We start from the raw sequence: 15,139 nt of genomic DNA on the forward strand, positions 1-15,139 counted from the left end.
GTCACCAATTCAAGCATTCTTACACGAGGTGTCGCACTTAACTTGACAATTCATCTTATATTAAAATTATCTAATATTAATATTCCATGATTATTAATTAATCTACAAATTTGTTCAATAATAATTTCTGATTCATTATAATAATTATTTTCTATTAATGTATCTTTAAATATATTATTTATATATTCAATTAAATGATTGGATTGAATATCTTTTAAATCAATATATAACATATATTTATTAATTCTACGTGCTATTAATCCTGATAAAATAGTCTTTCCAGAATAAACAAATCCATAAATATTTAACAAATCTACATCACAAAATTTTCCAACAATATCATTAACAAATCCCTTTCTAGAAGATATTTTTGTTGGCATTACAATACTCGTATTATTTTTATATTCATCGAATAAAAGATTAATTTGTGGCAATTCATTAAACTGTGTAATAACATCATCTGAAGATATAGCTTTAAATATATCTTTTATATTACTTTTTTTCTTTTCATAAATAATATTATTCTTTTTAAAAAACTCTTCAAACTTTACAAAGCTTGCTGACTTTAAAGGTGTATCTCTTTCACTTAATTCCTCTTTTATAATCATTCCTACAATATTTTTACCAATTATTAACGGTGTACCTGAACATCCTCCAAATCCACCATACATTCCAGCTTTACTAAGATATTCTCCACCAAGATGTATGTTGTACACTTGTTTTCTAAATTCCTCATTCTGATAAATTTTTCCCTTTACCATTTCTTTTTCATAACTATTCTTTGATCCCTCATAAGGATCAAGGCAAGTATAGCTTCTCCATTCTTCGCTTTCATAAATATCTTTAACTAAAAGAGGAATTTCCTTTAAGATTCTATTATTATCAACTTTTATTATTGCTATATCAAGTTGTTTATCAAAATCAATAACCTTTCCTAAAGATTCATCTTCTCCTAAAATATCATTAATTATTTTTATCTTATCACCTTGAATCGCTTCATTTTCGACTACATGATATGCAGTAATTAATGTATTTTCGTCTATATAAAATCCAGTGCCTTCTTTTACTCCTTTTATTCTAACAACAATATTGAATAGTCTTTCATCAATCCCCAAAATCTCTCCCCCTACAATACAATATTGGTAGTTTTACATTTCTTGTTTGAAATGTTAATATCATTAGTAAATTCAATTGAATAATTGTATTTCTTCATTAATTTATTGTTTATAAATTTCTTAACTGATTGTGTTTTATAGTTTAGATATATTTTTTTGTGCTTTCCTTCATTACTATTTATTATTCTTGCTAATGTTTCTTCGTCTGGATGACTAAATTTCTTCCCATTTGTACATATTAAAAAATTATCACAATCTATCAATTCTAATAATTTAGTACTTGTATTATAACCACTTCCATGATGTGATATTTTAACTAAATCAAATTTTAATTTTTTCTCTTTTGTACTTAACAATATACTTTCAATATATTTTTCTATTGTATCTGAATGTGAATCTCCCAAAAACAACATTTTCTTTCCTTCACATTCTATAGTAAATGCTATTGAACTTCCATTTACTTGGCTTTCATCTTCATAAAATCTATCGTTAATAATTATTTTTTCTATTATGTCTTCCGAAGTAGAACAATTATTTAATTTTTTCTTTTTAACTAAATCTACAATGTTAATCATGATTTTTTCAAAGGCTTCATTAACTTCTTCATTGCTATTAAGTTCTTCATCTACACCCATTTTTATTAATTCCTCTATCCAGAGTTTCTTTAAATTTTCTATTTTGCCCTTTGTAGGTGATAGTACCTTTATTTTTATATATTCATCCAAATTAAAACATTTAGATCTACTAAACTCAACCATCTCTTTATTAATATTATATCCGCCATCACTAATTAATTTAGATAATGTCAAACTTTGTTCTGCACTTACATCATTTAAAACAGAAGTAAACAATTCATTTGGATATTTCTTTTCTAATATAATTTTTAATTTCTTCTTTGTTTTTTCATTTAATGGTAATTGCTTCTCGCTATAGAAATCTAATTTATTTATCCCATTAAGCCATATATTTTTTATTGATATAATTTTTGACTCATCATTACTTTTGTTATCTTTAAGCAAACTAATACCGCCACCTATATGATCTGCATCGAAATGAGTAAACACTAATAAATCAAGTGCTAAATTAGCTTTTTTCAACTCTAATAACTTATTTTTAATATGATTATTATAAGTACTAGCAAACCCTGTATCTATTAGCATATTTTTTTTTGATTCATTCTCACCTAAAGTTATCAATATACTTTCTCCATATGATGCTGGAAATGCTTGTATTTCTATCATAGTTTCCTCCTTGTTTTTACTTATATTATATATATTAACATAAAATTATCAATATAATTATTACCGCTTTAACAGCGTATCATATAACTATAGCTTAACAAAACATTAAAATTTAAAAATAACTGTTGAAAAATAAACACAATATCACCATTTCTTTATTCCAATTCTATATCATCACTTTTACATGGTTTTATGATACCTATTTTATATTCTCTCAAATCAACCCTTCCACAACACAAAACCCCTGATTTACAGCAATATTATAAACTGGCATGACTTCTTTCTTTATCATCTTATAAAATTCTTCAATAGTTTTTTCTTCTTTAAATTTCTTAGCATCTTCTATTCTTAATAGTTCTCTATACTCTTCAATCTGATTATCTCTTTTTTTATCTACTACAAATGAAAAAGCCTTATATTGCAAATCACAGAACTTGTCTATGTATTTATCATAATTTAATAAGTTATCACTTTTCTTGCTGTTTATGTTCTTAAATGTAGGTACTAAGTTCCATATCTGATCATGAAGTACAAAGCTCCAAGGTATAAAATGATCCATGCTTAAAACACCATACTCATCATAATTTTCTTTTGTAAATTCTAGTCCTGTATAAATATCATTAATATTATTAGTTTCTATTATTTTTTTCCAAATCTTTGTTTGAGCTATAAGATTTCTCTTCTTTGGAGCTTCTAATTTCATTGCTATTCCTGGTACATTAAGATTTCTTTTTTGAAGAAAGATAACAAGCTTATAATATGCCCACCCTTGAAGGATTCTATAGTTATTCTTTAAATAATTGCACCAATTTTCTCTAATTTTGATTTTTTTTCTCTTATTTGCATCTATATAAATTTCATAAACACAATTTTCATCAGTTCTTGAAAGTTCTTCAATTATCTTTTCAACCTTTGATCTTTCTCCACGGGTATGTTTTTTAAAAAATGGTGATAAAAATCTATATGGCACATTATAAGTTAAATCTCTAAGCATTTTATTTAATACCTTATCTTCACAACTATATATAAAATCTAATAATTTCTTATCATCATAATTACTTCCTAATTTATATATATCCTCAATATAATTAACTACTTTAACTAAATTGTCACACAAACCAAAACTAAGCTTGTACTTAAGTATTGGATACCAAGCAAAAGTTACCATCCTACTTATAAGTTTTTTAAAATCTATATCAAAATTATCAAGTTGTATTTCTTCTAACAAAGCTAAAAGCCAATACATTTTATATGTTGCAGACATTTTATTATCATCTAATACTGCTGAAAATGTTCTATAATCAACTTCATTACTATAAGGTACAAAACTTATTTCTTTAGGTAATATAATGCCTTCTGTTTCTGTGTAAATCTTATTCATTAAAATTCTCCCTATGTACATTTTACTTTCATGGATATTTTACCATAAAACTCATATTTTATTATACAAAAATAAGAGCCTGCATTACACAGACTCTTATTTATATTTACTTTATAATAATCACTAAATCTTATTATATCTCTTAACTATTTAATTAAATTCTCAATTCTTATTGCAAAAACATTTCTAATATTATCTTCAACTTTACATTCCTCTAAGAGTTCTAATAGTTTTTTTCTTAACTTTTTAATAATTAATTCATACTCCATCAATTCTTCATTTGTTATTGTCTCAATATTCCATTCTGAATATTGAATATGGTAATAATATATTGCATCAGCCAATATATAGCATAAGTATAATAAAAAGAAATTTACTTCTAAATATAAAGCATACGATTCCACCAAATAATGTGCATCATCTTTATTTCTATAATTTCCTGAACCTAGCATGTTAGGATGAATATGCTCAGATAAATACTTATAAATAATTTTATGAACTTTAATATCAAACTTATTAATACTACATTTAACACGCTTCCCATTACTTGTTCCATGTGGATATTCTTTTTCAGTATTTAAATCTATTACTACATTATAATTTTTCTGCTTATTCTCTTTAATTTTATAACTATATTTTCCGAACTCTAATCCAATAGTCTGTTCAACATATTCTCTAATCATTTCAGGTTCTTTTAAAACATGTGCAATATGTAAATAATTTTCATATACTGTTCGTAAAATAATCAAACAATCTTCTCTATAATATTTTTCTGCAAGATCAATAGATGCATATAAACTTCTTATTGATTTTGTAAAACAATAATAAATAAAGTCATGATATATATACTTTTCTTCATTGCTTCTATCATTTCCATATTTTATAAATTTCACCTCACCATGTTGTTCAACTAAATAATTAAAAAAATCTATAATATCCCTAGTAAATTTTAAAGCACTTTCATAACCATTCTTATCCATATACAGTCCTCCAAATAACACGAAATCATTTTAAAATCACCTATGTTACTATTTTCATTATCAAAATCATTTGACTTGTTATATCTATATTCTTTTAAAATAATTTCTAATATTTCATCACCATATTTATTTTACCATATATATTCAATTATAAAAAATAAGAGACTGAATTAATCAGCCTCTTTCATATTCTTAATAAACTAATAGTTTCTTTCTCATTCACATATTATCTCTTAATATATTACATCTTAACTACTTTACTTATAAATTCAACTTCTTCTTAAAGCTTCATTTCTAAAAGCTTATATTTTTCTTCTTTAAAATACAATTCCTATTTCATATTCCTTATTATCTCTTTGATAATTTCAAGTATTCTAGCTCTTCAAGTTTATTATATTCTTTATAATTTTTCTTCATAATAAAACGTTTCTCACCAAATGTATTTTCAAAAATATTGGGGTATAAAAAAAAGAAGATCCTACATTACATAGACTCTGAATAATTAAATACAATTACTACTTTGGTTGTATGAAGTTATTTCTATATCAATATATTTTTTCAATAATTCCTCTTTAACATCTTTTGCTTTAAATGTTGAGTCATCTACAATATTTACTATTTTTAAACAACAACCTTTTATATAACTTAATTCTCTTATAGGAATATCTATTTCTTTTTCATATTCACTATATGAATATATATTTTCTTCCACTAAAGTAACTTTTGATATAATGTCATATGAAATATTGTCTTTTACAAAATTACAAATAATATTAAAATAATCTATTTCTTTATCGCATAAACTCTTAATATTAATTTTCGTATACTCTTCTTTATAATTATCTGCAATAACATTTATATCGTTTAATTCAGGTTCTTTCATTAACTTTTTATAATAACTATTTAATAATACTATAGCTGTAACTCTATTATTCTCATTTAAAATTCTATAAAGCGTAATTAATTTGCCTTTACGTTGAGATGGAAAAATTACTATTTTTATATTATTTATAACTGTATATTTAATAGCACCTACTTGAGCCTCTGAATATATTAATTCTCCCTTTAAACTTCCATCTCTGCTCTTAATAATACTTTTATAATATTCTCCTAAAACTTTTTCATTATTTATATGTTTAATTATTTGTTTTAAACTATCCCTATACACCTCTCTACTAAGTTCAGTTCTTTCTCTAGAAATTCCATTTTTCAATTTATTGTCTTCACTTTTTATATTGTAAGAATATAAAAATGTATTTTCATATGCAATTTTAATTCCATTTAAATAAATTGTTCCGTTGTTATTACTATCATCTTCTAAAATTACATTCCATATTTTGTTTTGTCAATAACAGTAATTTTTTCTCTATACCTAATAAAATATGATTTTGCTTCATTTATAAAATTATCACAACAGTTATCTAATATGATTTGTGTACCTATCCATTTACTTTTGCTTTTAGCAATTTTAATAAAAAGACATTCTTCTTTAATAAGATTAATTTTCTTTTGGTATTCTGCTATATACTCATATTCACTTGTTATAATAGCAACTCGAATTCCTTTACTCATTAGCACACCAATAGCATCTTTTAAACCTATGCCAAACTTACCTATTTTTCCTTTCTTTTTCGATTTTTCACCCTCTTTAATAATAAAATATTCTGGTTTTATTTCACTCCCTTCATTCCGTATGCTCCACTTTTTATCACTTAACTTTTCAATGTCTATATCTCCATCTTCTGTTTCATCTATAGCATTAGCAAACAATTCTCTAATTGCCATAGCCTCATTCCACTGAGATAAATATATTTTTCCAATATTTAAATCTATTCTTTCCATTTTACATATAAATCCCTTTGATATTACTATAATAAATACTATTATAAATTTACTTATTATAGTACAAAAAATAAGAGCCTACATTACATAGACTCTTCTTCATATCTCATATTATTTACATTTAATAGGCTTCTAAGCTTTTCTCTTATTTTACTTTCCTCGTCACTACCATTAGTGCTAAATCTCAAAATTTCAATTCCATATATTTTAAGTATATGATCTTTCATTTTATCTCTTTTAAGTTGCTTATTATCTTCAGCATGATAAGCATACCCATCAACTTCAATTGCTAAGACAGGCATTTTATTCATCTTATTAAATAACAAAAAGTCTATATGAGTCAAGTTATTCATTGCAAATTTATATTCATCATCTTCTATTAATTTTGATGTATCTTGTATTAAACTTCTAAGTGGATAATGTAAAGCATAATCTAAACTTTTAAATTCTTCTTCACTTAAAACTTTTTCTAATAAACCATTCATCAAATTTTCTGAATTAAATTCTGATACCTTCTTATTCTTCTTTAGAAATTCTACTAATTTTTCATAATAACTCTTATAAAGTAAGTCAAATACAGAGTTTATATTACTATTAGCTACTTCTAGATTATTATATTGTATATATTTTATTAAATCACCTATATTGCTATTTTCATTATCAAAATCATTATCTGGAACTACTAAAATAAGTTTGTTCACAGCTCTTGATACTGCTACATTTATTAGATTAGGATTATCAATAAAATCATTAGTTTCATTAGCAACTGTAGTAATAATTATCACATCTTTTTCTCTTCCTTGGTACTTATGTACTGTATCTGCTTCTATGTGACTAATTCCAATAATTTTCTTGAGTTCATCAGCTTGTGATCTATATGGTGATATTATTCCTATGGATTCTTTGCTTATATCTATATCTTGCTTTGGAATCACTTCTTTAAAAATCACATCTATTTGTCTTTGATTGATTCTTTTTCTTGCATGATTCCCCTTAACTGTTTTATATACAACTAATGGCTTATCTTCACTTTTAGAATCTGTTAGTATTATAAGTTCATCATTATAAAATTTTTTGTTACAATATCCAATAATTTGTGGATGACATCTATAATGTTCCCTAAGTAATGTCTTTGGAATTTCACTATATAATTTAACAATTGATGATAATAAGCTATTATCAAAGTAACTATATGCTTCATTAAGATCATAGCTATCAAATATCTTCTTAGTTTTACTTGCAATATCAGAAGAAACTACATTAGGTAATTGTTTTAAATCTCCAACAATAACTGCATTTTTCCCACAAGATAATGCCAGTGCTCCTGTAACTATATCAACTTGAGATGCTTCATCAATAATTACATAGTCAAATAAATAATTTTCACTTGCACAGCTTCTCAAAGAATGTGTTGTACTAAGAATTACAGGATATTCAGATATAAAGTTTATAAAGCTATTTTTCCACAAATCATCTTTAGAAAATTGTGGTCTTACTTCTTTTCCATTGTGGCCTTCTGCTAGTATTGCTTTTAATAAATTCATTGATGTATTGCTATATTTTTTCATGTACTTGTCAAAATTAAAGTTATCTAATTGTTTTTCTAATTTGCCTATTTCTTTATTTAATTCTTCTATTTTTAAGTCATAATATTTATTTTGTAAAAAATCTACTATATCATCAATAGAATTATCATAAAACTTAAAAGTATAAATTCTGTATAATATGAAATTCTTAATCTTATTCTTCAATGAAAAATAGCCCTTTTCTTTTAATGTATATTTGTATTCAACTAGCATTTTCATTATTGAATTAGAAGTCTGATTAAATAAGTATTTATATGATAAATTTTCTTGATCTTTATAATACTTTTTAAAATGTTCATCTTCTATACTAATTGCTGAAAGCTCTTCTTTTAAAATTGCAACTTGATTTTGTATTTTAAGCATTTCATCAAGTTTCTTTTGAGAATTTACTAAATTAGATTTAAGTTCTTCTATTTTATCTTTCTCTAAAATCCAATCATTCATATCTGAATATGATAAATCTTGATTTTCGAAAAACTTCTCTTTATTATTGTTGTTTCCTAGAAAAGCTGCAATAAAGTCTACATTATACTTTTTTAATTTTTCATATACATTTTCAGTTGCAGAATTGTTATTAGAAACAACAGCTACTGTTTTACCTTGAAAAACAGCATTAGCAATAATATTTAGTATTGTTTGTGTTTTTCCTGTACCCGGTGGTCCTTCTATAACACTGATTTGACTAGTAAATGCATTTTTAGTAGCTTCTTTTTGGCTTATATTAAATCCAAAAGGAAATAACAAGTTAACCTCTTCATCATAAGATTTTAATTTATTATGTTCTAAATATTTAGCTAATACACTTTCTTTGCTAACTTTATTTAACTTATTATACTGTTTGCTCAAAAGACTAATTCCATCATCTATAGTTATGCTAACACAATTTGATAGCTTTTTTAAATAATCAAAACAACTAATAGATATCTTACTCTTTAAGCAACTCTTCTCTATTCTTATTTGGCTTTTAGAATAAAGTTTATTATACCCCTTCTTAAAAATCACTCTAACATATTGTCCATCAAATTCTATTATTTTAATTAAGCCTGATATCGGACTATTTTCTTCATATATTATATTTTCTTCTGGATCATATTCAATAACATTATTAAACCATTGAACACTATTATAGCCATATGTATATACCTTATCTGTGTTATTAAATGTTATTTTATATTTACCACTATCATATTTACAATATTTAATCTGCTCAGTTTTGTCTTTGCAGTTTAAAAATACAAGATTCTTTTCAATGTTCAATATCTAAATCTCCTTAAAATTTATCTGGTCCACTTACTTTATAATAATTACTAAATTTAATTGTATCTCTTAACTATTTCTAAAATGTCATTTCCATACTTATCAATTTTAACTTTTCCTAATCCCTTTATAATTATTAGTTCATCTTGATTTTTAGGACACTTTTCAACTATTTGATTTAACACATCATTAGTAAATACCATGTAGGCTTGTCTTTCTTCTTCCTTTGACTTGTTGTATCTATACTCTTTCAAATCTAAATGAAGTTTTTCTTTAGGATCGTTCCTTGAAATAACTTCTAATATTTCATCACCATATTTGTCCACTTTTACTTTTCCAATACCTTTTATATTTAATAATTCTTCTTTGCTTTTTGGATTATTCTTTATAATTTGCTCAAGAACTTCATTACTAAATATCATATATGGCTGTATTTTCTCTTCTTTTGCTTTACTATATCTATATTGTTTTAAATTTGAATACACTAAATTATAGTTATTGACTTGTCCATTAGTCTCAACTTCTTCTTTCTCAACATCATTTGCAGATAATTTTTCTTCTTCTATAACTTCTTTTACATTTTCTATTATAAGAGCTTTAGAACTCTTAGATTCATTATTACTTTCTTGTATATCTATATTTTTCTCACAATCCTGAATTGTGCATTCATTATTATAATTGTGCTGAATATCCTTATTTTCTATTTCCTTATTGCTTATACAATCTTCATCAATTAAGTATTTAGCTTTATAGTCATACATAGTAACCTTATTATTTGCTATTAAAAAGTTAGCTATATTATATAAATACTTTTCTAAAAGATCTCTTTCAATACTTGTATCTTCAAAATCCTTCTTTAATATACTATTTAATTGATCATACTTTACAACAATATCTTTTATATGTTTTGGACACTCTGCTTTTTTTATTATAGTTTTTGGATTTGCTATGACAACAAGTGATTTAATTGGAAAGTTATTCACTAAATTCTCTTTTCTTAAAATCTCTTTAAGTATATTAATATGTCTTTCATTTTGAGTAATTGGACTTTCCATGCCCTCTTTATAAAACTTACCTTGCTTAGTTCTTATAGTTCTTATGAAATCCCCATCTTCATTTATTTCAATATTTCCACTTAACTTTTTAGTTTCTAATACATAAATACATTTCTTGGTTATAAGTATAAAATCAAATTGAGCTGTATATTCCTCATATTCTAGTCTAATATCATGCAAAGCAAGCATTGGAATAAAGGAATTCTTTATTTGAAAATAAACATTTTGTTCTCCTTTTGATCCTTCTTTTAATAAAAGTATATCTTTATCAATTTTCTCTTTGCATTCTCCAGAAACTTTTTTGGAAAGTTCTATAAGTTCTTTTAACTGTGTATTTTCCTCTTCAAATTCCTTTAAAAATATAGTACTGTTAATGGTTCTTCTACCATTAAACATTCTATATAACCCTTTTTCTAATAATGACACCCTATTCCCCACCTATCTTTATAATTAACATATTTATTTTACCATATTTTATGTAACTATTTAGTATTTAAGAATAAGTAACTTCTAAGTATATGTATATATTATAGTTAAATACAAAAAAATAAGAGCCTGAAATTAATCAAGCTCCTTCATATTTTTATTTACTTTTGTGTAACCACTTCTTAAAACTATAAATACTGCAAATAAACTTAATAGAACATTTATCCAACTAAAGCTTGGTGGAAAAAATGTAAATACATAATAGTCCTTCATCTTAAATAGCAACTTAAAGGTTATTTCTGTATAAACACTTACAAAATATATTGCTGCTAAAAGTATACAAAATATAGCTGATGTTAAATATTTCTTATTACGTTTCTTTCTTTCAAGCAAAACTATTTTACCTTTTCTAACTTTAATAATAAAAATAACAATAAGTAGCGTTACTATTGCAAATAATACTGCTATACATTTATATACCATATTTACAAATACATTAATTTGTTTATCTATAACCTTTTCTCCTATTGTTTTTCCACTCCATTTTTCCATTAATTCATAAGTTAGAAAAAATGCTTTATCAGAGTTAGTAAGAATAACAATTCCATCCTTACTAATTGGCTCCATTACCATTTGTGCATTCCAACCAGTTAATGTTCCATTATGCTCATATACTATTTTCCCGCTTTTAAGCTCTCTTGGTATTATACCCAATCCATATTTACCTGCAACACTTTCAGTATTTTTTTGAGCTTTAAAAATCTCACCATTGCTATTATTATGGTAATTAATTAATTCTATTGTGAATTTTGCTAAATCACTTGCTGTAGTAGAAACCCCTCCACCACCATTCATTACAATTGGTGTAACCTTAATAGGCTTGTTAATTCCCGCATATGGCACAGCTAATAAACTTTCTCCAATTTCATTAGCATAATTGGTATTGTTCATACCTAGTTTTTTAAATACTTCATCTTCCATATATTTTTCAAATTTTTCGCCAGTTACTTCTTCAATAATTAGCTGACATATACCTAGTCCTGCAAATTCAGAATACTCAAAAACCTCCCCAGGTTCTCTTTTTAGTTTTATATATCTCTCCCTTAGAGCATCTTCTATTGTTGGCAGTGGATACTCATACCCAATTTCATCACTTCCTGTAATCCCGCTTGTATGTGACATTAACGTTCTAAGAGTTAATTTATTTTCATCAAACTCCGTGTCTGGTAGTTTCCATTTTGTTAAATATGTGTTGATTGGTTCATCCAAATTCAATTTTCCTTCATCTACTAATTTCATTACTGCATAAGATGTTATGGTTTTTGATATAGAAGCTATTTTAAACTGTGTTTCATTGTTAACTGAAATTTTACTTTCTACATTTGAATATCCATAATTTCTCACTTCAGTAATCTCACCATTTTCAATTACTGCTATTGCTGCCCCTTGTGGACTATATTTTTCTATTAATTTATCTATGTAATCATTGTCTTTATTTTTAATTACATTAAATACGCTAAAAGCAATTCCCATTAATGCAACTATTAAAATGATACTTTTCAATAGCTTCTTTTTTCTTTTCATTATATTCCTCATGTCTCCCATACTCCCTTTTATTTGCTCATTGTTCTTTACTTTATCATAGTTTGCCAATTCTTCTGCTAATTTTATCTTTGCTTCATAAATATCTTCACCTTCTTGTTTTGTTTCCTTTATCATTACTTTATCTCTAAATTTATTTACTAACACCTTTTAATAAAATTCCTTTTTCAAAGCCTCCACGTTCAACTTTCTTTTTATGTCTAGCCTTTAAAAGGTCTTCTTCACTATACCCTAAAGAATTAGCAAGTCCAAATATTACCTCCATTACATCTGCTAATTCCTCTAAATTTTTATCTTCAATAAATTCATTAACTTCTTCTTGAAGCTTCATTTCTAAAAGTTTATATTTTTCCTCTTTAGATACAATTTCTATTTCACATTCCTTATTATCTCTTTCTATAATTTCAGGTATTCTATCTCTTACAAGTTTATTATATTCTTTATAATTTTTCCTCATAATAAAACTTTCCTCTCCAAATGTACTTTCATGAATATTTTACCATAAATATCACATTTAATTATAAAAAAATAAGGGCCTGAAATTAATCAAGCTCCTTCATATTTTTATTTACTTTTGTATAACCACTTCTTAAAACTATAAATACTCCAAATAAACTTAATAAAACATTTACCCATATAAAGCTTGGTGGGAAAAACGTAAATACGTAATAGTCATTCATCTTAAATAATAACTTAAAAGTTATCTCTGTATAAACACTTACAAAGTATATTGCTGCTAAAAGTATACAAAACATCTGACTTACGGACAGTTATTTTCCATATATTTTAAAATCGATACTAAAATGTATTTTATGTAAATATAAATAAAATAATTTAATTGATATATTTAATTTTATATCTTTTGCCACTTCCCATAATGGACACATCCTTTCTTAACTAAATATTATTTTACTTAGTTCGACTTAATGTGTCCACTACTTTATACTAACACCAGTTAGTATCTTCTTTAATTGAGCAAATTTCATAAAATCTTAATATTGTATTCACTTATTCTTAAATTTTTGTTGATATTATAATCATGTCAATAATTAAATTTTGATTCAACAAGGAGAATTATTATGTTGCTAATTCAGTATTTATTTGTCTATATTCGTATATGTATTATGTATGTTACTCATACTGATTATTTAATTAACATTATTCGCATATGTATTTTATGTATTGTATTTCAAAAAGGATTTTATCTAAGGGCTAAGAAGAAGGAAGGAGGAATTTCCCGCAAGCATTTTCTAGGAGTATTTATTTTTTTATTGTATTTGGCAGCTGTTTATGGCGTAACAGGTATAGGAACACTTTGGGATGTGCAAAGGTTTGTTACCGCATCTACATCTGAATTTGATCGAATTTTTTTAGTTCCATTCTCTAGTTCCGAGGTAATAATGCCGTATGTTTTGAATATTATAATGACCATACCATTAGGATTCTTGTTACCATTGATTTGGAAACAATTTCGAACAATTAAAAAGGTTGCATTGTCGGGCTTTTTGTTATCTTTATGTATTGAGTTAAGTCAATTGTTCACTCAAAGTCGAACCACAACGACAGATGATTTAATTATGAACACTCTAGGAGCTATTATCGGATATTTCATCTTTAAAGCATTCTTTCACATCATCTTGAAAAAAAATAGCAACGAAAAAGATGAAATAACATCATCTTCAGTTGTCATCAAACACGAAGCAATATTTTATTTAGTATTATCATTTTTTGGGATGTTTTTATTTACTATTTAGGGCTTTTTGCCATCAATAATACTTGACAAAAAATAAAGTCAATATATTATAAATGACAGACTACAATCGAATGGGAGTAGTACATATAGTCTTAGGAACTTGGTATTATCAATGTTTCCAAGACTCTTTTCTTTTTATATAATTTTGTTATATTAATAGCTCTAAATGCATTTTTATCTCCTCCTTATGAACTTGTCTTTATAATAAACAATGTTACATAAGAAAACTTTACTAAAACCTTTCAAAGTTCTTAAATCTTATAAGTTGATTAAATGAATTAACAAACTAATGATTTATTAATCTATTTAATCAACTTATATCCCATTCCCCAAATTGTTTCTCATAATTTTTATTGTTAACACTTCCCAACTTGTTTCTTAACCTACTCATATGTACATTTACAGTATTGTCATCACCTAAAAATTCTTCCCCCATACACTCGCAAAAATATTAGATTCACTATATACCTTTCTTGGGTTAGTTAATAATAATTCTAATATTGCAAATTCTCTTGCTGTTAATATAATATTGCTTTGTGCAACTTTTACTTCGTTACTTTCTATATTTAAACTAATATCTTTAAACTTCAAAAATACTACAAAGTAATTTGTTTATATCATTTTCATCTTCAACAATTAAAATCTTAGTTTTTTTATTCATATCGTCCCTATCTCTACATATATAGCACATTTTATATATTTGCATTTATCTATTCCAGCTGTCATGTCTTTATAATTTTTGCTCATGCTAACACTTTCCTTTCAAATATACTCTTTATCAATATTTTACCATAAATATTGAAATATAAAAAAATAAGAGCCTACATTACATAGACTCTTCTTCATATCTCATATTAATTTTTAAGCTCTATTTTAAATATGTGTTGATATATGCAATATG

Annotated in this window: 13 protein-coding genes and 1 pseudogene; 1 reads left to right on the forward strand and 13 read right to left on the reverse strand. The window is 25.1% G+C overall.

Going from position 1 to position 15,139, the window contains the following annotated elements; genetic code table 11:
* Positions 1-50 precede the first annotated feature (50 nt).
* The 11 genes from RYM86_RS11835 to RYM86_RS11885 all read right to left on the reverse strand — a co-directional run bounded on the left by RYM86_RS11835 (position 51) and on the right by RYM86_RS11885 (position 13,240).
* Positions 51-1,115 (reverse strand): serine protease, encoded by a 1,065-nt coding sequence (locus RYM86_RS11835; RefSeq protein ID WP_315080680.1) that lies wholly within the window; start codon positions 1,113-1,115, stop codon positions 51-53.
* Positions 1,116-1,126: 11 nt separating this feature from the next.
* Complete coding sequence (locus tag RYM86_RS11840) at positions 1,127-2,356, reverse strand: MBL fold metallo-hydrolase (protein ID WP_315080681.1); 1,230 nt, start codon at positions 2,354-2,356, stop codon at positions 1,127-1,129.
* A 214-nt stretch (positions 2,357-2,570) separates the two neighbouring features.
* Positions 2,571-3,737 carry an HNH endonuclease domain-containing protein gene (locus tag RYM86_RS11845; protein ID WP_315080683.1) on the reverse strand — a complete coding sequence of 389 codons (1,167 nt, stop codon included), beginning with the start codon at positions 3,735-3,737 and terminating at the stop codon, positions 2,571-2,573.
* A 146-nt stretch (positions 3,738-3,883) separates the two neighbouring features.
* Complete coding sequence (locus tag RYM86_RS11850; RefSeq protein ID WP_315080684.1) at positions 3,884-4,717, reverse strand: DUF5677 domain-containing protein; 834 nt, start codon at positions 4,715-4,717, stop codon at positions 3,884-3,886.
* 502 nt (positions 4,718-5,219) lie between these two features.
* Complete coding sequence (locus RYM86_RS11855) at positions 5,220-5,930, reverse strand: hypothetical protein (protein WP_315080687.1); 711 nt, start codon at positions 5,928-5,930, stop codon at positions 5,220-5,222.
* 110 nt (positions 5,931-6,040) lie between these two features.
* The gene (locus RYM86_RS11860; protein WP_315080688.1) at positions 6,041-6,559 is read right to left on the reverse strand and encodes a hypothetical protein; all 519 of its coding nucleotides are present in this window, start codon (positions 6,557-6,559) and stop codon (positions 6,041-6,043) included.
* A gap of 83 nt (positions 6,560-6,642) precedes the next feature.
* Positions 6,643-9,402 carry an AAA domain-containing protein gene (locus RYM86_RS11865; RefSeq protein ID WP_315080689.1) on the reverse strand — a complete coding sequence of 920 codons (2,760 nt, stop codon included), beginning with the start codon at positions 9,400-9,402 and terminating at the stop codon, positions 6,643-6,645.
* A gap of 56 nt (positions 9,403-9,458) precedes the next feature.
* A complete protein-coding gene (locus RYM86_RS11870) occupies positions 9,459-10,883 on the reverse strand; it encodes an HRDC domain-containing protein (RefSeq protein WP_315080690.1) in 1,425 nt (474 codons plus the stop codon).
* A 135-nt stretch (positions 10,884-11,018) separates the two neighbouring features.
* A complete protein-coding gene (locus tag RYM86_RS11875; RefSeq protein WP_315080692.1) occupies positions 11,019-12,602 on the reverse strand; it encodes a serine hydrolase domain-containing protein in 1,584 nt (527 codons plus the stop codon).
* A gap of 16 nt (positions 12,603-12,618) precedes the next feature.
* Positions 12,619-12,942, reverse strand: coding sequence for a nucleoside triphosphate pyrophosphohydrolase (locus tag RYM86_RS11880; protein WP_315080693.1), 324 nt, complete (start codon positions 12,940-12,942; stop codon positions 12,619-12,621).
* Between the two features lie 85 nt (positions 12,943-13,027).
* A complete protein-coding gene (locus RYM86_RS11885; RefSeq protein ID WP_315080694.1) occupies positions 13,028-13,240 on the reverse strand; it encodes a hypothetical protein in 213 nt (70 codons plus the stop codon).
* 369 nt (positions 13,241-13,609) lie between these two features.
* Here RYM86_RS11885 and RYM86_RS11890 point away from each other — a divergent pair, with 369 nt between their 5' ends.
* Entirely contained in the window at positions 13,610-14,239 is a 630-nt protein-coding gene (locus RYM86_RS11890; protein WP_399547710.1) for a VanZ family protein, read from the forward strand.
* A gap of 301 nt (positions 14,240-14,540) precedes the next feature.
* On the opposite strand, the pseudogene RYM86_RS11895 reads toward RYM86_RS11890, so the two are convergent.
* Both RYM86_RS11895 and RYM86_RS11900 read right to left on the reverse strand, forming a co-directional pair.
* Positions 14,541-14,829 (reverse strand): annotated as a pseudogene (locus RYM86_RS11895) (winged helix-turn-helix domain-containing protein); the annotation flags it as partial.
* Positions 14,819-14,944, reverse strand: a complete 126-nt coding sequence (locus RYM86_RS11900) for a hypothetical protein (protein WP_315080696.1) — start codon at positions 14,942-14,944, stop codon at positions 14,819-14,821. The gene RYM86_RS11900 and the pseudogene RYM86_RS11895, both read right to left, overlap by 11 nt.
* Positions 14,945-15,139 lie beyond the last annotated feature (195 nt).

Source organism: uncultured Clostridium sp. (genome assembly GCF_963527835.1).
GTDB lineage: Bacteria > Bacillota > Clostridia > Clostridiales > Clostridiaceae > Clostridium.